Annotated in this window: 18 protein-coding genes; 12 read left to right on the top strand and 6 right to left on the bottom strand. The window is 72.9% G+C overall.

Annotated features, from left to right (window positions below; all coding sequences use genetic code 11):
• Nucleotides 1–237 precede the first annotated feature (237 nt).
• Both ACH4LD_RS26015 and ACH4LD_RS26010 read left to right on the top strand, forming a co-directional pair.
• Nucleotides 238–813, top strand: coding sequence for a TetR/AcrR family transcriptional regulator (locus ACH4LD_RS26015; RefSeq protein ID WP_398056772.1), 576 nt, complete (start codon nucleotides 238–240; stop codon nucleotides 811–813).
• A 106-nt stretch (nucleotides 814–919) separates the two neighbouring features.
• A complete protein-coding gene (locus ACH4LD_RS26010; protein ID WP_398056773.1) occupies nucleotides 920–1,714 on the top strand; it encodes an SDR family NAD(P)-dependent oxidoreductase in 795 nt (264 codons plus the stop codon).
• 242 nt (nucleotides 1,715–1,956) lie between these two features.
• Here ACH4LD_RS26010 and ACH4LD_RS26005 read toward each other — a convergent pair whose 3' ends face one another.
• The gene (locus ACH4LD_RS26005; protein WP_398056774.1) at nucleotides 1,957–2,556 is read right to left on the bottom strand and encodes a hypothetical protein; all 600 of its coding nucleotides are present in this window, start codon (nucleotides 2,554–2,556) and stop codon (nucleotides 1,957–1,959) included.
• 503 nt (nucleotides 2,557–3,059) lie between these two features.
• Between ACH4LD_RS26005 and ACH4LD_RS26000 the strand changes: the two genes are divergently transcribed.
• The 9 genes from ACH4LD_RS26000 (at nucleotide 3,060) to ACH4LD_RS25960 (ending at nucleotide 15,431) form a co-directional block, all read left to right on the top strand.
• Nucleotides 3,060–4,019 (top strand): dienelactone hydrolase family protein, encoded by a 960-nt coding sequence (locus ACH4LD_RS26000; protein ID WP_398056775.1) that lies wholly within the window; start codon nucleotides 3,060–3,062, stop codon nucleotides 4,017–4,019.
• A gap of 237 nt (nucleotides 4,020–4,256) precedes the next feature.
• The gene (locus ACH4LD_RS25995) at nucleotides 4,257–7,862 is read left to right on the top strand and encodes a LuxR C-terminal-related transcriptional regulator (RefSeq protein WP_398056776.1); all 3,606 of its coding nucleotides are present in this window, start codon (nucleotides 4,257–4,259) and stop codon (nucleotides 7,860–7,862) included.
• 66 nt (nucleotides 7,863–7,928) lie between these two features.
• A complete protein-coding gene (locus ACH4LD_RS25990; RefSeq protein WP_398056777.1) occupies nucleotides 7,929–9,191 on the top strand; it encodes a PucR family transcriptional regulator in 1,263 nt (420 codons plus the stop codon).
• A gap of 610 nt (nucleotides 9,192–9,801) precedes the next feature.
• On the top strand, nucleotides 9,802–10,572 hold the full coding sequence (locus ACH4LD_RS25985) for an ABC transporter ATP-binding protein (protein ID WP_398056778.1): 771 nt from the start codon (nucleotides 9,802–9,804) through the stop codon (nucleotides 10,570–10,572).
• Nucleotides 10,569–11,348: an ABC transporter ATP-binding protein gene (locus ACH4LD_RS25980; protein ID WP_398056779.1), complete on the top strand. Its 780-nt coding sequence runs from the start codon at nucleotides 10,569–10,571 to the stop codon at nucleotides 11,346–11,348. The genes ACH4LD_RS25985 and ACH4LD_RS25980 overlap by 4 nt, the downstream gene beginning before the upstream one ends.
• Nucleotides 11,345–12,241 (top strand): branched-chain amino acid ABC transporter permease, encoded by an 897-nt coding sequence (locus ACH4LD_RS25975; RefSeq protein WP_398056780.1) that lies wholly within the window; start codon nucleotides 11,345–11,347, stop codon nucleotides 12,239–12,241. The genes ACH4LD_RS25980 and ACH4LD_RS25975 overlap by 4 nt, the downstream gene beginning before the upstream one ends.
• Nucleotides 12,234–13,391, top strand: coding sequence for a branched-chain amino acid ABC transporter permease (locus ACH4LD_RS25970; protein WP_398056781.1), 1,158 nt, complete (start codon nucleotides 12,234–12,236; stop codon nucleotides 13,389–13,391). Before ACH4LD_RS25975 ends, ACH4LD_RS25970 begins: the two co-directional genes overlap by 8 nt.
• Nucleotides 13,388–14,680: an ABC transporter substrate-binding protein gene (locus ACH4LD_RS25965; protein WP_398056782.1), complete on the top strand. Its 1,293-nt coding sequence runs from the start codon at nucleotides 13,388–13,390 to the stop codon at nucleotides 14,678–14,680. Before ACH4LD_RS25970 ends, ACH4LD_RS25965 begins: the two co-directional genes overlap by 4 nt.
• Before the next feature lie 508 nt (nucleotides 14,681–15,188).
• Nucleotides 15,189–15,431 (top strand): hypothetical protein, encoded by a 243-nt coding sequence (locus ACH4LD_RS25960; protein WP_398056783.1) that lies wholly within the window; start codon nucleotides 15,189–15,191, stop codon nucleotides 15,429–15,431.
• Between the two features lie 1,061 nt (nucleotides 15,432–16,492).
• Here the strand turns inward: ACH4LD_RS25960 and ACH4LD_RS25955 are convergent.
• Nucleotides 16,493–16,870 (bottom strand): MerR family transcriptional regulator, encoded by a 378-nt coding sequence (locus ACH4LD_RS25955; protein WP_398056784.1) that lies wholly within the window; start codon nucleotides 16,868–16,870, stop codon nucleotides 16,493–16,495.
• A 76-nt stretch (nucleotides 16,871–16,946) separates the two neighbouring features.
• Here ACH4LD_RS25955 and ACH4LD_RS25950 point away from each other — a divergent pair, with 76 nt between their 5' ends.
• A complete protein-coding gene (locus tag ACH4LD_RS25950) occupies nucleotides 16,947–17,675 on the top strand; it encodes an SDR family oxidoreductase (RefSeq protein ID WP_398056785.1) in 729 nt (242 codons plus the stop codon).
• Nucleotides 17,676–18,055: 380 nt separating this feature from the next.
• Here ACH4LD_RS25950 and ACH4LD_RS25945 read toward each other — a convergent pair whose 3' ends face one another.
• From ACH4LD_RS25945 to ACH4LD_RS25930, 4 genes are all read right to left on the bottom strand, one after another.
• Nucleotides 18,056–18,289: a hypothetical protein gene (locus ACH4LD_RS25945; protein WP_398056786.1), complete on the bottom strand. Its 234-nt coding sequence runs from the start codon at nucleotides 18,287–18,289 to the stop codon at nucleotides 18,056–18,058.
• A 138-nt stretch (nucleotides 18,290–18,427) separates the two neighbouring features.
• Nucleotides 18,428–19,681: a kynureninase gene (gene kynU / locus ACH4LD_RS25940; protein ID WP_398056787.1), complete on the bottom strand. Its 1,254-nt coding sequence runs from the start codon at nucleotides 19,679–19,681 to the stop codon at nucleotides 18,428–18,430.
• Nucleotides 19,678–20,526 (bottom strand): alpha/beta hydrolase family protein, encoded by an 849-nt coding sequence (locus ACH4LD_RS25935; RefSeq protein ID WP_398056788.1) that lies wholly within the window; start codon nucleotides 20,524–20,526, stop codon nucleotides 19,678–19,680. The genes kynU and ACH4LD_RS25935 overlap by 4 nt, the downstream gene beginning before the upstream one ends.
• Nucleotides 20,516–21,364, bottom strand: a complete 849-nt coding sequence (locus ACH4LD_RS25930) for a tryptophan 2,3-dioxygenase (protein WP_398056789.1) — start codon at nucleotides 21,362–21,364, stop codon at nucleotides 20,516–20,518. The genes ACH4LD_RS25935 and ACH4LD_RS25930 overlap by 11 nt, the downstream gene beginning before the upstream one ends.
• Nucleotides 21,365–21,437 lie beyond the last annotated feature (73 nt).

Raw genomic sequence — 21,437 nt, 5'->3', positions numbered from 1 at the left:
CGGGTGCGACCAGCATTGCCGCCTGCCCGGTCATCTGTAACCGCAGGCTCGCCACATGAGATGGCCTCTCTGCGGCGGTGGCCCCGCTGAAGGGCGGGGCCATCGAGCGGGAGCCGGCGTCTTCGAGTGGCATCGACACCGTACGGTCCCGGTTGTCGCGGAGTGTCCGCGTGGTGTGCCTGGTGAGAACCACGCATATTGGATTGACCGATCCAGAAAAGGTTGTACAGTGTGGGTATGGGCCGCACCAGGGAGTTCGACGCAGATCAGGCCATCGACCGCGCGATGGACCTGTTCTGGCGCCGCGGCTACGCCGACACATCCCTGCAGGACCTCCTCAAGGAACTGGCGATAGGCAGTGGCAGCCTCTACGCGGCGTTCGGATCGAAGGAGCAGCTTTACGCCAGGGCCCTGGAACGCTACTGCGCGCTGCAGGCCGGGGCTCTCGTGGAAAGCCTGGAGAACGCGACCGAGATCCGGCCCGCGGTGCGCCAGGTCCTCATGGGCATGATCGAAGCGGACCTGACCGACCCGTCCCGAGGCTGCCTCGTGGTCAGTGCCGCCACCGAGCGCGGCGACGATCCTGCCACCGTGGAGCGCGTCGCTGCCGCCCTGCGGCACGTCGAGTCGGCCCTGGCGGGGGCCCTGGAGCGAGCGAAGGTGCGGGGTGAACTGTCGGCCGACAAGAATCCCGTGGAGTTGGCCCGCTTCCTGACCACCTTCGTCCAGGGACTCCGCGTCGTCGGCCAGGCGCGTCTCGGCCGGCCCTTCACGCAGGACGCCCTCGACACGGCCATGCGCGTCCTGGACTAGGTCCGCCGCTTCTGCACCATATCGTCACCCCGGTGGCGCTCAACGCGCCGCCGACGTCCACCCCTGCACTCATACTTTAACAATCAATCCAGAAAAGGATGTCGTCATGGAACTGCATCTGAAGGACAAGGTCGCCGTCGTCACCGGGGCGAGCAAGGGCATCGGCCTGGCCGTCGTCGAGGCACTGAGCCGCGAGGGCGTCCGCGTCGTCGCCGGAAGCCGCACCTCCACGCCCGAACTCGACGCGCTGCGCGACACCTACGACGTCACCGTCGTCCAGGTCGACCTCTCCACCGCCGAGGGAGCCGAAACCCTGGTCCGGCACGCCACGGAACGGCACCACCGGATCGACATCCTCGTCAACAACCTCGGCGCCGGCGAGCCGCGCAACGGATTCCTGGAGATCGACGACGCGGAGTGGCGACGGATCTTCGATCTGACCTTCTTCAGCGCCGTGCGCACCAGTCGCGCCGCGCTGCCCCACCTCATGAGGGCCGACGGCGCGGCGATCGTCAACATCAGCTCGATCAACGCACGGCTCCCCTTCCCGATGGTCGTGGACTACTCAGCCGCCAAGGCCGCGCTGACCAACCTCAACAAGTCCCTGTCCGAGGAGTTCGCACCACGCGGCGTCCGCGTCAACGCGATCTCCCCCGGACCGGTCCGCACGCCCTTCTGGACGGCGCCGGGCGGCTTCGCCGATGCCACGGCGGCGGCCGCCGGCACCACGGCCCAGGAGGCGCTCGACGTGGTGGTGCCACAGAGCATGGGCATCAGCACGGGCCGGATCACCGAACCGCAGGAAGTCGCCGACCTCGCCATCTTCCTGGCCTCACCACTGGCCGCCAACATCACCGGTACCGAGATCCTCATCGACGGAGGACAGACCAAGACGCTCTGAGGCGCCACTGGCGCAAGGCCGGCCGCGACGGGCAACACGGCACGGCCGTCACCAGCACCGTCTTGACCGTCAGCGGCGGCCGCCACGGATCTGACGGCCGTCGCGCTTCACCATCCTCAGCACCATGTCCCTGACGACCTGTCGCCCGAGCCGCTCCAGGCCCAACGCCGTAGCAGTACAGACGGAGCAGTGCTGAAAGGTCGTAACATCACCTCTTGGCCTCAGAGAGGGAGCACCGATGCTCACTTCTCGGAGTCGGGCCAAGTCGCCACAAGTGCTCGCTGATCTGGAAAGCGGGGACCGGAGAGCATCTCCTGGGTGGGTTCACCGTTGAGCCGACACACCTGCTCGGGGGCACCGTCGCCAGTGTCGAACAGGCAGCACACTCCTCCGCTGTCGGCGGTGAGGTCGGTGAACGCCTTGCGGATGTCGGCCGACCGCGCAAACAAGCGGCTCATCCCCGACGTCGCTGCCCAGCACTCCAACGACGTGCAGCCAGGGTGCAGAAGGGACTCGAACCGGATCGTCGCGTAGATGTACCCGATCTGGATGCGCCCGTCCGCCTCGGATTCAGGACCGTCCGTCTGCGCAAACTCACGCAGTGCGTCATCGACGTCGAACATGAGAGAGGTGTCGAGGTCCAGCGTACTGCTCGTGGAGCAGTCGACCGGCTCGCTCCTGAAACGGGACGTGAAGGGGAGGACGAGCCGCTCACCGCCGGGCAAGGTGACCTCAAGCGGCGGCACGGCACGGGCCGGTGGCGCCAGCTCGGCCAGATTGGCCAATGCCCTGGCGACATTCCGAGGACGCAGATAGATGTCGTAGCCGTAGACCAGCCCCACATCTCCTCCCGCCCTGGATCGCACCACACCCTCTCACGACACACCCCTTGGGCGCTTGCCGGTTCAGAGCTCGCAACACGTTCACGAGTGGTTCCTTTTGAGGCGCCGCCAGCAGATCAGGCCGCCGGCCAGCGGAAGGAAGGCGTCGGCACCCTGGGCCCCTGCTCCACCTCAACGCCCGCATCCCTAGGGGCGTTTCGCTCACCGGCTTCGACGAGGCGGAGAAGATCCCGGGGCGGCGCTCGGGCCGGGCCGGTGGGCCGGGCGGGGGATGGCGGTCGCCGGGCAGCTGGGTGTGCCCATCGGCAGCAGACCCCGTCGGGCGGGCGCGGCCCGCCGGACGCGTCGTTCACGAGACCGGTGACATTGCCGGTCCCGTCATGCCCCCCGACCGTCGACAGTGACACCGCCAGCCCCATGGCGGTGTCCTTCGGCCGTCGGACGCGTGTGCGTGCCGGCGGGGCCGAACGGGCAGCTCGCCGCGACAGAGAGGACGACTCGTCGTGCCGCAGCCCCACACCAGCACCACGTCACCGGTCCACCCTCCGCACCCGGCCCTTCGTGACCCGCGCACCAGCCGTCGTGGTCCCCGTACGGGACGGCTCGCGGCCCTCGCCGCCGCCGTCAGCGCCGTGTTCGCCCTGACCACACTCGGCGGACCGGCGGCCCACGGCGCGGACAACCCCTTCGAGCGCGGTCCCGCGCCGACCGAATCGAGCATCGAGGCGCTCCGCGGGCCGTACGCGGTGTCGGAGACCACCGTCTCCAGGCTCGCCGTCAGCGGATTCGGCGGAGGCACCATCTACTACCCGACCAGCACCGCCGACGGCACCTTCGGGGCCGTGGCCGTCTCACCCGGCTACACCGGCACCCAGTCCTCCATCTCCTGGCTGGGCCCGCGTCTGGCGTCGCAAGGGTTCGTGGTCTTCACGATCGACACGCTCACCACGCTGGACCAACCGGACTCCCGGGGGAACCAACTGCTCGCCGCGCTCGACTATCTGACGAAGAGCAGCTCGGTCCGCGGCCGCGTCGACTCCACCCGTCTCGGCGTGATGGGCCACTCGATGGGCGGTGGCGGCAGTCTGGAGGCCGCGAAGTCGCGTCCCTCGCTGCAGGCGGCGATCCCGCTGACCCCGTGGAACCTCGACAAGACCTGGCCCGAGATCAAGACACCCACCCTGATCTTCGGAGCCGACGGCGACACGATCGCTCCCGTCGCGACACACGCCGAACCCTTCTACACCACTCTCCCCAGCTCCCTCGACCGCGCGTACCTGGAGCTGAACGGCGCCACCCACTTCACGCCCAACACCTCGAACACGACGATCGCGAAGTACAGCATCTCCTGGCTGAAGCGGTTCATCGACAACGACACCCGCTACGAGCAGTTCCTGTGCCCGCTGCCGCGGCCGAGCCTCACCATCGAGGAGTACCGGGGCAACTGCCCGCACACCGGCTGACCGAGTGCTCGTACTGTGCATGGACCGCCCGTCCATGACCCGGCGGCGGTCGCCCGTGACGGCGACCGCCGCCGGCGTTGTGCCGGAGCACCGCCCGCAGCGGCGCGCGGTGTGCCACGGCACAAGCCGTTCCCCGGCGGCCTCCACGGAATGCGCAGGTGACGTCCCCGAAGCCTGGAGCGGGAAGCCCGGACGCACGCCTTCCACGCTTCCTTACGCGTCAGTAAGGTCGTGGGAATGACCGGACAGACGCCCCTGGGACTCGCCTCACCGCGGTACCGGCCGGGTCCGCAGCGGCACGTGATGGCCGCGTTGTCGGACCGGCTGCGTCGCGGCGGCTCCTGCGCCGTGACCGGCGAGCCGGGAAGCGGTCGCTCGGCCCTCCTCACCCACGTCGCCCGCACGTTCACCGCCGGGCCCGTCGTGACCGTGCGCGCCGGCGCCGGGGAGTTCCGGGAGCCGCTGGCCGGGATCCGCTCGTTGTGCCACGCGGCCGGGACGACCGTCGTGGCCGAGGCCGACCAGGTGCCGCAACTCGTCGGTGCGCTGCGGCCGTCCACGGCCGCGCACCGGACCGTTCTCCTGTGCGTCGACGACGCCCACCTGTGGGACGCACCCTCCCGGTCCGCACTCGGCCGACTCGCCGCTCAGCTACCCGACGGGGGCCGTGTCGCCCTGCTGTTCACCGTCGCCGGACACCGCCCCCCGGATCCGGAGTTCGCCGGCCTGCCGCTGCTGCGCCTGGCCCCCCTGCCACCGCCGGACTCCGCCGCCCTGCTGGACGACCTCGCACAGGGCGGGATCGATCCCGGGGTGCGCGACGAGATCTCAGCCGCGGCGGAAGGCAACCCGGGCCTCCTGCTGCGGGTCTTCCACCGCCTGACATCGGCCCAGCTGCGCGGGCTCGCACCCCTGCCGCGACCCGTGGTCGACGCCGAGACGCTGACCGCGCTGGCCGGCGGCCACCTCACCGGGACGCTTCCCGGGCAACGCGACCTCCTCCTGGTGACCGCCGCTGCCTTACAGGTGACGGGCGAGACCACCGTCGACGCCGACCTCGCGCGGCGCGCAGCCGCGCGGCTTTCCGAGGGAGTGTCCTCCGGCTTCGGGCCATCGCCGCGGCCACTCGCCGACGAGAACCGTTCCGCGCCCAACTCCGGCCCGCCGTCCCAGCGGTTCGACAGCTCCGGGGTACGGCGTGATGCGCGTCGGGTGTCGCCGTACGGGCCGCGCCCCGCTGTGCACGGCGGCGGTGACAGCGGGCACTGCGGTGACAGCGGGGACCGCGGTGCCTGTGGTGACCTCGGGGACCGCGGCGACCTCGGGGACAGCCGGTTCCCGGCGCAGGACGCCCCGCTGCCCGAGCTGCTCCGTGCTCGCGACGGCCGGATCGGTTTCCGCAGCGCATTGCTGTGCCGCACGGTGTACGCGGAAGCGCCGGCCGAGCGGCGCCGTGCCGCCCACGACGCGCTGGCCCGTGCGCTACCCGACGCACGCGGCGTCATGGCACTGCTGCACCGCTCGTGGGCCGCCACGGCTCCGGCTCCGTCGCCGGCGTCCGACCTCGCCGCCGCCACGGCCCGGGCGGATCCGGCGGTGTCGCCCATACTGCGCTGCACGGCCCTCACCCGCGCCGCCGACCTCACCCCGGACAGCGCTCAGCAGGTCCGGTGGTACACCGCCGCCGCCGAACAGGCGCTGCTGGCCGGGCAGTCCGACCGGGCTCTGCGGCTGCTCGACACGGCCCGCGGCCGCCCGGCGCCGTCGACCGTTCGCGCACGTGCCGAGCTGCTGCGAGGAACGGTGCTGCGGTGGGACGGCCCCGTCGACGACGCCCGCGAGACCTTGCTGCTCGCAGCGGAGCTGTTCGCTCCGCACGACCCCGAGCGGTCCGCCGAGGCCGCCCTGGCCGCCGCGGCCGCCGCCTGGTCGTCGGGCGACCTTTCGGCGTGCCTGCGCGCGCTGGCGGGGGAGAGCCCGGACCGGGACTCCTCCTGGTCCGGCGCTCACAGTGCGGGACACGCGGACGGTCCGGGTGGCGGGGGGCGGCCGTCCGGGGGCCTTCGCCCGTTCGCCGGCCGCCGCCTCACGGGGGAGCCGGTTGGCACCGCCGTACCGTCCCCGGCCCTGCGCGACCACATGGCGGGCATGCGGGCGGTCCTGCAAGGCCGCTTCGACCTGGCCACCGCACCCTTGCGGCGGGTGGTGGACCGCGCGTGGACGACGGCCGAACGTGACCGGTTCGCACAAGCGGCCGACTTCGACCCGGACCGGTTCGCGCACGCGGCCGACTTCGGCCCGGACCGGTGCGCGCAAGCATCCGACTTCGGCCTCGACCGGTGCGCGGACAAGGCGGAGGATCGCCTCGACCGTTCCGCGCACGCAGCCGATGCCGACCAGGACCGTTGCGCGCACAAGGCCGAGGACCACCTTCACCGGCTTCCGCGCACCCCCCACAACCACCACGAAGAGCCGCACACGGCCGGTGACGGCCCCAGGCAGGCGCCTACCGCAGTCCGCGCCCAACAGCCTCCGCCCCCCACGGCCGAACAGCCTCCCCCCTCCACGGCCGAACAGCATCCACCCCCCACGGCCGATCACCCTCGACAACCACGCAGCACACACGCCCCCGACCGGCGCCCCCGCACGGCCGACGCCTCCCGGTGGTTCCCGTCCCCGCCACACGACCCCGACACGCTCTTGCGAGCGGCCTCCGCGGCCCTGCTGCTCGGTGACACCACCGCCGCGCGGCGGACCGGTGCGCGGGCGCTCGCGGTGGCCCGCGCGGACGGGTCCGCCGTGCACGAGGCGCGGGCCCTGGAGTTCCTGGCCTACGGCGAACTCCGGGCGGGACGGCACGCGTCGGCGCGGGCCCATGCCGAGGAGGGCCTGGGCAGCGCGTACCGCACCGGACAGCGCAACACCGCCGCCCATCACCACGCCGTGCTGGCCCTGGCGGCGTCGATCGAGGGCGAGGCGCACACCGTCACCGAGCATGTGACCGCCGCGCTGGCCACCGCCCGACGGCACGGGCTGGCGCAGGCCGCCACGCTGGCTCAGTGGGCCACCGCCCGCGCCGATCTGGGCCACGGCCGTCCCCGCGAGGCCGCTGAGCGGCTCGGCCCGCTGGTGCGGCCCGGCCCTGGGCGCGGGCACTTCGCCGTGTGGATGCTCGCCGTGCCGTGTTACGTGGAGGCGTGCGCGCTGGCCGGGCAGCCGGACGAGGCCCGGGAGGCGGTCGAGGACTTCGCGCGATGGGCGGCGTGCGACGCCGACCGCCAGGCCCCGGCCCAACTGCTGCGCTGCCGCGCCCTGCTGGCTCCGCCCGAGCCGGCCGACGCGCTGTACCGGGAGGCCCTGCGGCGGCACGGGGAGGCAGCCGGGGACTTCGAGCGGGCCCGCACCGAGTTGCTGTACGGCAAGTGGTTGCGCAGACGCCGCCGACTGCGCGAGGCGCGCGGCCATCTGCGGGCCGCCCTGCTCGGTTTCGAACGCTGCGGTGCTCGCCCGTGGGCGCAGCAGGCGGCGGCCGAACTGCGGGCGAACGGCGTGGCCGGGACGGCGGGGACGGCCGGAGCGGACGCGGCGGTGGGCGGAGGCGGCGCGTGGGCCCCGGGCGGGGTCCTGCCGGAGGGGCTGGACCGGCTCACCCCGCAGCAGTTGCGCATCGCCCGCCGTGTCGCCCAGGGCCTCACCAACCGTGAGGTGGCCCTGAGCCTGTCGGTGAGCACCCGCACCGTCGACTATCACCTGCGCAACGTCTTCGCCGCCCTCGGCGTCCGCTCCCGGGTGGAGCTGGTCCGCCTGGTGGAGCAGGCGGAAAAGACTGGTGCACAACTCTAGGGACCGACCGGACGGTATGTCATTCTTCGGAGCACGACGCGTCAGCCGACCCTGGGGGAGACTCCTATGCGTCCTGCCGTACGGCCACGACCCGCGTTCCGCCCGGCGCCCCAGCCGGCGTCCCGGCCGCGCGCACCACACCCCCGGTCGCTGATCGACGCAGAGGCCCTGCGGGTGCTGCACCGCGCCGCCCGGGCGCTGCTGGACGACCTGCCCGGTCTCACCGACCGGCTGGTCTGCGCCCTCCGGGAACGGGAACCGGCCTACCGGGCCGCGCTGGAAGACGACCACCCCGGCGTCTGGCAGGAGGTGCACCGCTCGTTGCGGCACAGCGTCTCCTCGCTGCTCGACCCGCGCGGTACCCGCGACTCCGCACACCGCTGCTCCTGGCGCATCGGCGTCGGCCGTGCCGAACAGGGGCTGCCCCTGGACGCGTTGCTGCACGCCTTCCGGCTGGGCGGCTCGCTGGTGTGGCAGGAACTGGTCGACGTCACCTCCCGCACCGCCCCTGAGGACGTACGGCTGCTGGTGCATGTGGCCGGCGACGTCTGGGACTTCGTCGACGAACACTGCACGCTCGTCGCGGACGCCTACCGGCAGACCGAACGGCGGCTCGCGTGGCGGCGCGAGAACCGGGTGCGGCTGCTGGCCGCCGCGCTGCTGGACGGTACCGGCCGCATCGCCGACCTGCCGGAGACCGCGCAGGCCCTCGGTCTGCCCGAGCAGGGCCGTTACGTCGTCGTCGCGGTCGCGGGCGAGCGGTCCGCCGAGGCCGTACGGGCGCTGTTGCCCCCGAGCGTGCGGGCCCACTGGCACACCGGTCCGGAGACGGACCACGGCATCGTCCTGGCCGAGGACGGCGTCGTGCCGGTGCCGGACCAGCCGCCGCACGGGCTGCGCGTCGGGATCGGCCTGCCCTGCGACGGACTGGCCGGGGTCGGCGAGGCGCGCCGGCTGGCGGACACCGCCCTGCGGCTGTGCGATGACGCGGGCCGCACGGTACGGCTCGCCGACCATCTCCCCGAGGCGCTCGTCGTGTCCTGCCCGGAACTCGCGGGCCTCCTCGTCGAGCGCGCGTTCGGCCCGCTCGCACGGCTGGAACCGGCCGACGCGGACGTGCTGCTCGACACGCTGGCCGCCTGGCTGGCCTGCGACGGCTCCGCCCAGCGGGCGAGCAGAGGGCTGTACTGCCACCGCAACACGGTGCTGAACCGCCTGCGCCGCTACGAGCAGCTGACCGGCCGTTCCCTGTCCCGCCCCGCCGACCTGATCGAGATCGCCCTGGCCCTGACCGCCCGTCGACTCGTCCCTCAACAGCCGACCTCCTGACGACCGAGCGACTCCACCGTCGGCGGCTGCCCCCGGCTGCCGTGTGGCTCCGCCCAGCTAGGTCGCCCCGCGAACCCCGCTCGGACCATTGGTCAACCGGCCGCCCACCGGACCGTGCCGCCTGCAATGCGCCCGTGGCTCCGTCCACCGCCCCCGCGCGCGACACGCCGCCGGCACCGACGCCACGCTCCGCCGCCCTGCCCGGAAGGCCACTTCCCGCTTGGAAGCGAACCCCGACGGCAAGGCCACCCGTACCCGGAGAGCCACCCCATGCCCCGCTCGCCGGCCCGCCCCCCCCGCAGCCAACCTCCTGACCGCCCAGCGACTCCACCGTCAACAGAAGCCCTCCGGCTCCCGCGCAGTTCCGCCCGGCCACCGCCCCGCGTGCTCCACCCGGCCCGCCCTCCGGACCACCCACCAGCTCGGCACGGACCCGCCCCCACCCCGACCGCTGGGCACCCGCACAGCTCCCCGGTGTGCTCGTTGGGCCGCCGCACCGAACGCGCCCCCTTGCCTGTCCCCGCTTCGGCCACCCGTGGTCTCGTGAGCTTCCTCCCAGCCCCGAGCACCCAGCCCGGGCCGTACGCCGGCCCGGTTCAGAGGAGCCGCGATGCCCCAAGCACCACCGGACGACTTGCCCGCCCTGCGCGTCGAGCACATGGACGTGACGTACGGGCGTGCCGTCTCCGCTCTGCGCGACGTGTCCCTGACCGTGCCGCACGACAGTGTGGTCGCGTTGCTCGGTGCCAACGGCGCCGGGAAGACCACGCTGCTGCGCGCCCTGTCGGGCACGCTCCGCCTGCACCGGGGCGCGATCAGCGCCGGCCGCGTCCGCTACGGCGGCACCGTCCTCGACGGCCGCGACCCCGTGGCCGCCGTACGGGCCGGGGTGGTGCAGGTGCCCGAGGGGCGGCGGGTCTTCACCGGCCTCACCGTCGACGAGAACCTGCGCAGCGGCGGCCTCGGTCTCAGCCGGCGCGGCGCCGCGCAGGTGGCCGAGGCCCGCGACCGCGTCTTCACGCTGTTCCCGAGGCTGGCCGAACGCCGCCGGCAAGCCGCCGGGCTGCTGTCCGGCGGCGAGCAGCAGATGCTGGCCATCGGCCGCGCCCTCATGGCGGCCCCGCGTCTGCTCCTGCTGGACGAGCCGTCGCTCGGCCTCGCCCCGCTCATGGTGGACCGGATCGCCGAGGTGGTCCGCGAGATCCACGCCCAGGGCACCGCCGTACTCCTGGTGGAGCAGAACGCCGGCATGGCCCTGTCCCTCGCCGACCACGCCCACGTCCTGGAGACCGGCGAGGTGCGGCTGTCCGGCCCCGCCGCCGCACTCGCCGGCACGGACGCGGTGCGCCGTCTCTACCTGGGCGAGGAGGGGGCCGCATGACCGTCCCCGTTCTGAGCGTGCGGGACGTCACGGTCCGGTTCGCCGGTCTGACCGCCCTGGACGGCGTCTCCTTCACGGTCAGCCCCCGCACGGTGCACGCCCTCATCGGGCCCAACGGCGCCGGCAAGTCCACCTGCTTCAACGTGCTGTCCGGCCTCACCCGCCCCGCCGGCGGCACGGTCCGGCTCGGTGACACGGACCTGACCAGGCTCGCCCCGCACCGCATCGCCCGGCTCGGCATGGCCCGCACGTTCCAGAACATCGTCACCACCGCGGGCACGGTCGCCGACAACCTGATGCTCGGCCGGCACCTCCACGCGCGGGCCGGCTTCCTGACGAGCGCCCTGCGTCTGCCGTGGGCGGTGCGCGAGGAGCGCGCACACCTCTCCCACGCCCGGCGGATCGCCGAACTGACCGGCCTGGGCGCGCTCTTCGACAGTCCGGTGGGCCTGCTGCCGTACGGCGACCGCAAGCGCGTGGAGCTGGCCCGCGCCCTGTGCCTGGAGCCGCGCGTGCTTCTCCTGGACGAGCCGGTGGCCGGCATGAACGCCGCCGAACGCGCCCGCACCGCCGAGGTGATCGGGCGGATCCGCACCGAACTCGACCTGTCCGTCCTGCTGGTGGAACACGACATGGGCCTGGTGATGCGCCTCGCCGACGAGGTGACGGTCCTCGACTTCGGCCGTCGTATCGCCCACGGCACACCGGACGAGGTCCGCCGCGATCCCGAGGTGCTGCGCGCCTACCTCGGCACGCCACAGGAGGGAGCCGCGTGACCGGTCTTCTCGACGACCTGCTCGGCGGACTCGCCCTCGGCGCGGTCTACGCCCTGGTCGCACTCGGCTTCGTCGTCATCTTCAAGGCGTCGGGCGTCCTGAACTTCGCCCACGGCTCGCTGCTCCTGCTCGGCGGCTACCTCACCGCCGTGCTGCACGACGACATCGGCTTCGCCGGGGCCCTCGCGGTGGGTGTCCTCGCCACCGCCGTCCTCGCCGGACTGATCGACCGGCTGCTGCTGCGACGCGGAGATCCCGACCCGCACACCGCGCACGTCCAGACCATCGTCACGATCGGTGTCGACATCGTGCTGCTCACCGACCTGTCCCGGCGCATCGGGGGAGACCTGCTGTCGCTGGGCGATCCCTGGGGTGACGCGGTGACCAGGGTCGGGCCGGTGACGGTCGCCGACAGCAGACTCGCCGCGATCGCGGTGTCCGCAGTGGCCATCGCCGTCGTCTTCGGCCTGTTCCGCCACACCCGCTGGGGGTTGTCCCTGCGGGCCGCCGGGGAGGACCTGGAGGCGGCCGCGCTCATGGGCGTACGCCTGTCCCGGGTGCGCACGCTCGCCTGGTGCCTGGCGGGTGCGCTGGCCGCGCTGGCGGCGGTGTTCCTCGCCGCGTTCCCCGCGCCGGGCCTGGAGCGGACCACCGGTCAGATCGCGTTGAAGGCGTTCCCGGCCGCCATCCTCGGCGGCATGGCCTCACCGCCCGGCGCGCTCGCCGGCAGCCTGCTGATCGGGCTGACGGAGGCGCTGGTCGCCGGTCACCAGTCGGAACTGAGCCTGCTGGGCGACGGGTTCGGCGATGTCGCCCCCTACGCCGTGATGGTCCTGGTCCTGCTCGTCAGGCCCACCGGACTGTTCGGCACGAAGGGAGCGGCCCGTGTCTGACCGCCGTCTGCCGGGGCCGGCCCGGACGCTCCTGGTCGCCCTCGTCCTGTGCGTTCCTCCGTTCTACCTGGACGCCTTCTGGCTGCGCATCGGCCTGTTCTCGGTGGCCGCGGCCATCGGAGCCGTCGGGCTGTCACTGCTCAGCGGCACGGCCGGCCAGCTCTCCCTCGGCCACGCCTTCTTCCTCGCGGTCGGCGCCTACGGCTACACCTGGCTGGCCGGAGAGCCGGGGCCTGGGCTCCCGACGGCCGTCGCCGCCGTCCTCGCGGTCCTGCTGGCCGGGGTCGCGGGAGGTCTGTTCAGCCCCGTCGCCGGCCGGGTGCGCGGCATCTACCTGGGCGTCGCCACGCTCGCCCTGGTCTTCCTCGGCCACCATGTGCTGCTCACCGCGGACTCCGTCACCGGCGGCTTCAACGGCCGCTCCGTGCCACCGCTGCGTCTCGGCGGTTTCGGCTTCATGGCGGACGAGCCCGAACTCACCGTGCTGGGCGTGCCGTTCGGTGCCGAGGAGCGCCTGTGGTTCCTGGCCGTGGCACTGCTCGGGCTGACCTGGTTCACCGGCCGGGGCCTGGTGCGCTCCCGCCCCGGCCGGGCCCTCGCGGCGCTGCGGGACAGCGAGATCGCGGCCGCCGTGATGGGTGTGGACGTGGCCCGCCACCGTGCGACCGCCTTCGTCGTGTCGTCGATGTACGCGGGCACGGCCGGCGTCCTGCTGGCCCTGACCTTCCGGCGCATCGTCCCCGACTACTTCTCCCTCGCCCTCTCGGTCGACTACCTCGCCATGATCGTGCTCGGCGGCCTGGGCTCGGTCGCCGGGGCCACGGCGGGCGCCTTCTTCGTCACCGCGCTGCCCCTGCTGCTGACCCGGTACGCCGACCAGCTGCCCCTGGTCGCCGCCCCGGGCTCCGCCGACGGCACGGTCGGCCCGACGGAAGCGGCCCGCTACCTCTACGGGGCCGCCATCGTCGTCGTCCTGCTCCACGCCCCCGACGGCCTGCACGGCCTCACCCGCCGCCTGCGCGCCCGCCTCCGCCCCGGCCCGCACGCCCACCCCTCTGCTCATCCCTCCACGCGCCCGCCCGGACATCCGCCCGCCCACCCGCCCGCGCCCCCCATCGCCCCCGTACGACCCGAGGAGCAGACCCCGTGAACACCCCGCACCCCAGACACCGCGTCACCACGGCCGTCGCGGCCGGAGCCCTGGCCCTGCTGGTCGCCGCCACCGGATGCAGCGCCAAGGCGGGCGGCAAGAGCGGCACCGAAGGCGCCGACGGCGTCCGCACCGGCCCCGGGGTCTCCGCCGGGACCATCAGACTGGGCGCCCTCACCGACCTGACCGGCCCCTACGCCACCCTCGGCAAGAGCATCGTCCAGGCCCAGCAGATGTGGGCCGACGAGACCAACGCGGCCGGTGGCATCTGCGGCCGCAAGGTCGAGATCATCGTCAAGGACCACGGTTACGACGTCCAGAAGGCGGTCACCGCCTACGCCGACATCTCTCCCGACGTCGTCGCCCTGCCGCAGGTCATCGGCTCACCCGTGGTCGCCGCCCTGCTCGACGACGTCCAACGCGACCACCTGCTCACCTTCCCGCAGGCCTGGGCCGCCTCCCTGCTCGGGAAGGACTCCGTCCAGGTCCTCGGCACCACCTACGACCTCGACATGATCGCCGCCGTCGACTTCCTCACCCGCACGAAGAAGCTGCGCAAGGGCGACACCATCGGCCACGTCTACTTCGAAGGCGACTACGGCGCCAACGCCCTGGAGGGCTCCACCTGGGCGGCGAGGAAGGCGGGCGTGAAGGTCGTCGGACAGAAGATCAAGGCCACCGACACCGACCTGTCCGCACAGGTCTCGGCGCTGCGCAAGGAGGGGGTGAAGGCGATCCTGATCAGCGCCGGGCCCGCGCAGACCGCGTCCCTCGTCGGTGTCGCCGCCTCCCGCGGCCTGCGCGTCCCCGTCGTCAGCAGCGCGCCGGGCTACGCCCCCCAACTGATGAAGACCCCGGCCGCGCCGGCCCTGACCGCGATGCTCCACGTGGTCAGCTCCGCCCCTGCGGTCAGCTCCCAACTACCTGCTGTACGACGGATGGTGACGACCTACCAGGACAGGTACCCGGATTCCCCCGTCGACTCGGGCGTGCTGTCCGGCTACAACGCCGCCAAGCTGCTCGGCGCCGACCTCAAAAAGGCCTGTGCCGCGGGCAGTCTCGCCCGCGAGGACGTCGTGAAGGCCCACCGCTCGCAACGTCACGCGGACACCGGTCTCGGCGTCCCGCAGGACTTCTCCGACGTGCACCGTCCGGCGAGCGTCGCCGCCTACACGCTCAAGCCGGACGCGGACGCGCCGGGCGGCCTGGTGGGCGCCGAGGACGCGCATCGGATACCGGGCGCGGAAGAGTACCTGTCCGAGCACGGATCCGCTGGGTCGCGGCCGTAGGGCGTTGAGCAGGCCAGAGCGGAAGACGCCGGCAACGGCGTGCAGTTCCCGCCGCCGGACCCCACCGTAGGGGCGGGTCCGGCGGCACGGCCGGCGTCCGCCTGCCGTCGGCGCAGCCCGAAAGGCGTGCGCATGCGCGGGACCGCCGTGATGCGCTTCGTCGCGCCCATGCCGAGAGACCGCCGACGGCGCGCAGGAGGCTCCGGCCCGCATCGGTCACGCCGACCATGCCGTTGACAACGACGGTCCGCCGCACCCGAGTTGACGAGGAGCCGATGCCCGAGGAGGCCGGGCCCGGGCCCGAGGCAGACGTTTTCGGCGCGGAGCGTCACCCATCGCCGGCCCGGCGCCGAGAACTGGCGACAGTGCGCGGCGCGGTAGCGGACAGGAGTCATGGCGGACGGGTCGGGGTGCGCCTGTACCGCTGCTGATCGACCCGCACGAATCGTCCCGGAGCTCGGTAGCGTGGGGGCGAAGACAGAGGAACGGGGACGGCACGATGACGGATGTGCTGAAGACCGCATTCCCAGTCGAGGACCGCCTCGGCGCGTTCGCCGCGCTGGATGCCGCCATGCGCCAGGCCGGGGCGGTGTGCGCCCTCTTCCCCGGATGTGAGGACGCCGAGGACGAGGAAGAGGAGTTGGCGAGGCGCCTGTTCACGGCGGTGGGTGAGCATCTCGGACTGTCGCTGCCGCGCCGGGAGATCGAACAGGGGCTGCTGCCCGCGGTACACCTGCCCTCACCGGTGTAAGCCGGTAGTTGCGGGGCACCGCGTCCTCTCGGCGCGGCGCCCCTTGTGAGCGACGTGGATGGAGGGGCGGTGCCGTTGTCGATCAGGTGATGCCCTCATGACGAGGACGCGTCCGAGGGCTTCCAGGGCAAAGGCCTCGCTCGGCTCGCCGGTGTCTGCGCCGGGCAGCGCGGTGACGGGAACGCCCAGCGGGAGGCGCGGCAGCCGATGTGCTCATGCTCCGGGGCGAGGTTCACCGACCAGCACTGGGAGCAGGCAGCGGCAAAGCGTCCGGCCGCTCGACAAGGCCTCGGTGCGGCTGAGGTCCTGTTGGGCCCAGTAGCCCAATGGGTGCGTGCGCCTGCTGGTGTCATCGTCTGCTGCGAACAGGAGGAACCCCACGTGCGCTCCTCGTTGACCGAGCACTCGGGCAGCGTTTTCGTCGCCCGGCGGATACCGTCGCTCCTGCCTCGCGTGTGCCAGGACCGCGAGGTGGGGGCGGTCCTTCTTGCCCGTGGGCCCTCGTACGGGCCGCCCGTCGGCTTGCCTGTCGCCGGCCCACAATGCTGCACCAGCCGCGCCCGGCACGTCTTGATGAGCCCCTTGTGGGACAGCAGCCCCCGCTTGCCGGACCACGGTGCGCGCCGACCGGATACCGGCCGGGGTGGACGGCCCGGACGTCGGTGCCCGCGTACGCCTCAGGTCTCCGGCCTCGGTGGCCTCGCCGCCGTCCCCACAGTGACCGGGGTGGGGCCCGTGGCGCTGTCACGGTCGTGGACGGCCACGGGAACGTGGACGTGGACGAGATCGAGTTCGCGTCGATGGAGACAGCGGGCGAACGACTGCCCCTGCTCACGCCTCAGGAGGCACACGACTTGCCGAACCGGCTGCGCCGTACCGCGGCCGAGTCCGGCGCCCATGCGGCGGAGGCCGGCGGAGGCCGGGCGCTCCTGGCCGCCTCCGCCACAGACGCCACCGTCATCGCGTCGGCCACCCGACAACAGTTCCCCGGCAACGACTCCTCATCGCCCCGGCTGAGACAGCGAGGTCAGAGCGCTGGTGAGACGTCCGGCCGGCCGCGCCTACGGGTGCGTGTCCGTGATCGCGATGACCTCGTCGAGGCGGTCCAGGGCGGCCTGCAGGTCCTCGATCTTTGCCGCGATGCGCTCGCGCTCGGCGCGCAGCATGGCTCGTTGCTCGGCGTCGGTGTGCCCGGAGTCCCAGCACGGAAGGAGTTCGGCGATCCTTCGGCTGGTCAGGCCTACGGCGAACATCTGCTGGAAGAAGCGGACCAAGGGGATGGCGTCCTGCCGGTACAGGCGCTGGCCGGACGGGCTGCGCTCCGGGATGAGCAGCCCCTGCTGCTCGTAGTAGCGCACGGCGCGCACCGAGACACCGGCACCCCGTGCCACCTCGCCGATGCGGATCAACCGCTCGGCCGCGGCCACTGTGGCAGTCATGGTGATTCCTCTCACCCATGGCCCTGACGACCAGCACTTGCCTCTGACGTCAACGTCAGGTTTTAGCGTACCGGACATGGACATCAACAACTCCGTCGCCCTTGTCACCGGAGCCAACCGCGGCCTGGGCCGCGCCTTCGCCCAGCGCCTGCTCGAACGGGGCGCCCGCAAGGTCTACGCGACGGCCCGCCGACCGGAGACCGTGGACCTGCCCGGGGTCGAGGTGCTGCCCCTCGACATCGTCGATCCCGCATCCGTGAGGGCCGCCGCCGAGGCCGCCCCGGACATCTCGCTGCTCATCAACAACGCCGGAATCAGTACGGGGACCGACCTGGTCACCGGTTCGATGGACGCGGTGCGGCACGAGCTGGAGACCAACATGTTCGGCCACCTGGGCATGATCCGGGAGTTCGCGCCGGCGCTCGCCAGGAACGGCGGGGGCGCGATCGTCAACGTCCTCTCCGCCATGTCGTGGTTCGGGACCAAGGGTGCCAATGCCTACCACCTGACCAAGGCCGCCGCCTGGGCCATGACCAACGGCGTCCGCCTGGAGCTCGCCGAGCAGGGCACGCTCGTCACAGCGGTACACCTCGGCCTGGCCGACACCGACATGGCCGCGGGCTGGCCCGTGGACAAGATCGCGCCGTCGGACCTGGCCGACGCGGCACTCGACGGTGTCGAGGCGGGCTCTGCCGAGGTCCTCGCCGACCAGTGGAGTCGGGACGTCAAGTCCCGTCTGCCGCTGACGCCGGAAGAGTTCAACGCCGCGATGGACCGCGCCCTGGCGGCGTTGACAGCGGCCTGAGGGCCCCTCGGGCCGCACGGACTTCGGTCGGCTGCTCGTCCAGCTGCGGGCCGGGGTCGTCGTGGTCGCTGCCGCACACCCGGCGGCCCGCCCACCGGGCCGCGCTGCTCACAGACACTCGGGCGGCAGGAAACACCCTGCCGCCCGAGTTTGTCCGGCGGGCTCGGTGAGTGCAGGCAGGCCGCGCACGCCAGCTGGTCCACGCCGGCGTCGGGGACCAGGTGGGCGAGTTCGGCGAGCAACGCGCCATGCGCAAGGACCGGCGGCGGGAGAAGGCCGACGGTGGCCTCGCGGGCGGCCGAGTCGCGGTCGCGCCCGAGGCACGCGGACGCGGCGTGGGCGAGCCCGGCGTACACGTCGGCCTGGGCGTACCCGCCGGCTCACCGGGTACGGGCCGCTGTCTTCGGTATCCGCGCCGCGCCGACCAGGCGGCCGGTGGCTGCCGTGGCGGGCCGGGACGCCGAGTCGGTGTCCGGGCTCGTCTTCGCCCGGAAGGGCTCACGGTCTGCCGGGGCACACATCATCGGGCCGGTCAGGTCGGCCGCCAGGTCGACGCCCTCGCAGGGGGCGACGGCCTCCGGGGTGTCGGGTCCGGCGTCTCCGGCATCGGGCATGCGGCGGTCCACCGCGCTCGACGGCCCTGGTGGCCAGGATCCGACCGCCGACGACGGCAACGCCCCCTGTGTGGGGCCGTCGTCCGCCGACGTTGCCGTCAAGTACTGCCGTCAGACAGCCGAGAGGCCCCTTTGGGGTCATGTCACCGAGCCCGGCCTCCGCGGTGTCGGCTCGTAGGCGGCCTCGGCGGCGATGTCCCGGAGGCACCGCGCCGCGATGAGGAGTTCCCGGTGGGTGGTGTAGAGCGCGTTGACACCGAAGCGCAGCAGATCGGGGGCGCGCATGTCCGCGATCACGCCGTGGTCGGCGAGCGCTCGTGTCAGGGCGTGGGCGTCGGGGTGCCGCAGCGAGACCTGGCTGCCGCGGCGGTCGGGGTCGGAGGGGGTGACGGAGGTGAAGCCCAGGGGAATGAGCAGTTCGTCGGCGCAGCGGAGGAGGAACCCGGTCAGGGACAGGCTCTTGGCGCGGACCTCGGCGAGGTCCACGCCGTCGTAGGCGGTCAGGGCCGCCTCAAGGGCGAGCAGGGACAGGATCGGGGGAGTGCCGATACGGGCCCGGGCGATGCCGGGGGCGGGTGCGTAGTCCCGGCCCAGCCCGAAGGGGTCGGCGTGCCCGGTCCAGCCCGGCACCGGGGTGCGCAGGTCCCGGTGATGGCGACGTGCCACGTACAGGTAGGCCGGGGCACCCGGGCCTCCGCAGAGGAACTTGTAACCGCAGCCGACGGCGAGATCGACATCGAGGGCGTCGAGTTCGACCGGCAGGGCCCCGGCCGCGTGGCACAGGTCCCAGAGGACCAGCGCGCCGGCGCGGTGCGCGTCCTGAGTCACGTCCCGCATGTCGTACAGCTCCCCGGTGCGGAAGTCCACGGGCGAGTAGCTGACGACGGCCACCCGGTCCCCCTCCGTCGTGAGGAAGCGGGGCAGGTCGGCCGGCGACACCCGCCGCACCTCCAGGCCGCGGCGTTCGGCGACGGCGGCGGCCACATAGCGGTCCGTAGGAAAGTGGTCGGGGTCGGTGACCAGCAGGGAGCGGCCGGGTCGGAGCGAGGCGGCCGCGTCCAGGGCGGTATGGAGCTGCACGCTGGTGGAGTCACCCGCCACCGTCTGGCCCGGCGCGGCCCCGATGAGCGCGCCGATGGCGTCGCCCACCCGCAACGGCGCATCCCACCAGCCGTTGTCGTTCCAGGAGCCGATCAGGTCGGTGCCCCACTGCCGGGTCACGACGTCGGTGAGGACCGGCGGGACGGCGGCGGGCAGCGGGCCCAGGGAGTTGCCGTCGAGGTAGACGACGTCCGGGGGGAGCAGGAAGCGGTCGCGCAGGTGAGCCAGCGGATCGTCGGCGTCGAGGCGCGCGGCGACCTCGGTCAGGTCGGTCGTCGGCATGGTGGTCATCGGTGCGCGGGCTCCTCGTGTGCCGGCCCGGGGCGCTGGGCGGGGAAGGAGGCCGCCATCTCCCGGAGGGTGTCGGCGACGGCACGGGCGCCGGGCGCGCCCGGTTCGATGAGGGTGTAGTGGCCGGTGCCGGGCAGGACGACCGTGGTGAGGTCGCGGTGGACAGCCGCGTAGTCGGTGAACTGGGTGAGGGGGACCTCCTCGTCGGCGGCGCCGTGCAGCAGCACGGTGGGCACCCCGGTCGTGCCGGCGTCGCGCAGCAGGGTCAGGGGGTCGACCTCGGCCATGCGCTCCTCGAAGTGCTCAGCCCCGCCCAGGAGTTGCAGGGCGGCGCCGTTGCTCAGGCCGTCCCGGCGGGTGGCGGCGAGGTCGGTGAGGGGGGCCAGGGCGAGCACACCGGTCGGCAGGGTGCGCGTGTGCCAGCGCGAGCCGGCCGGCAGCAGGCCGCGGGCGGCGCACCACAGGGCCAGGTGTCCGCCCGAACAGTGGCCCGCCAGGACGTACGGCCGCCCCTGCGGAAGGGTGTCGACGATCCGGGCGACGTCGTCGAAGGTCTCCGGATAGCCGCCCGCGCCTCCGGAGCGACGGAAGCCGGGCAGCAGGACGTCGAAGCCCTGTTCGGCGAGGTAGGCGGCGAAGGGGGTCAGGTGCATGCGGTCGTAGCGCCAGTAGCCGCCGTGCAGCAGGATCACGAGCGGGGCGTCGGGGGTGTCCGAAGGCCAGGCGTCGTAGACCTGGTGGGGATGGTCGCCGTAGCGGCCGTGCACCGGTGCCAGGACCGGCTTCAGGCTCAGTACCCGCTGCTCCTCCTCGGCCGCGAAGGCGGAGATGGCCCTAGATGTCACCGCGCACCTCCCACAGCTCGGGGAAGACCGGGCGGGCGGCGCGCTGCTCCAGCCACGCCAGTCCCGCGGAGCCCGCGCTGCCGGGCTTCGCACCCATCGCGCGGCGCACCACCAGGACGTGCTCGAAACGCCACCGGGTGACGAGCTCCGCGATGTCGGTGAGCAGTTCGCCCAGCGCCAGGTGCGGGTGGTGCTGTGGTCCGGCGTAGATCTCCCGCCACATCTCCACCACCCCGCGGTCGCAAGTGTAGGGACCGGTCATGTCCCGCTCGCGGACGTGCAGCGGTACGTGCAGGCCCTGGCGGTGCAGGAAGGCCAGCACCTCGTCGTAGAGGGACGGTTCACGGTAGGTCTCGTCGAGTGCCTCGTGGACGGCCGGGTCGCCCCGGTGCGCGTGCAGCAGCCCGGCGGACTTGTCACCGAGGAGGAACTCCATGTGCCGGTACATCGCCGACTGGAATCCCGACGCCTTGCCGAACGCCGCCCGGAAACCGTTGAACTGGCACGGCGTCAGCGCGGCGATGGGCGCCCAGGCGCCGTTGAGCGCTGTCAGGGCCCGGCGGCTGCGGATGAGGGCGTCCATGGCCGCGCGCAGATCGTCCTTCGCGAAGGCCACCCGTGCGGTGCGCCACTCGTGCACGATCAGGGTGAACCACAGCTCCATCACCTGGGTCGTGACGAGGAAACCCATCTCGTCCGGCGCGTCGGTGAGCGGGTGCTGCATGGAGTTGAGGACGGAGGCGTGCACATAGCTGTCGTAGGGGCTCGCGCCGGTGAAGGGCCGGGTCAGGACGTCGTCCGTGACCGGCTCGGCGAGAGCGGTCGTGCGGTCGTTCATTGCGTCTCCTGTGCTGCGGCCGTGAGGCGGGACGGCCGCGTGAGGGTGCCGGGGATGGTGGGGGAGGGGTTCA

Origin of the sequence: Streptomyces sp. NPDC017676 (genome assembly GCF_044329325.1) — a bacterium.
In the GTDB taxonomy this organism is placed as follows: Bacteria; Actinomycetota; Actinomycetes; order Streptomycetales; family Streptomycetaceae; genus Streptomyces.
The sequence above is the reverse complement of the archived record's forward strand: the minus strand, read 5'-3'. Positions and strand labels throughout refer to the sequence as shown.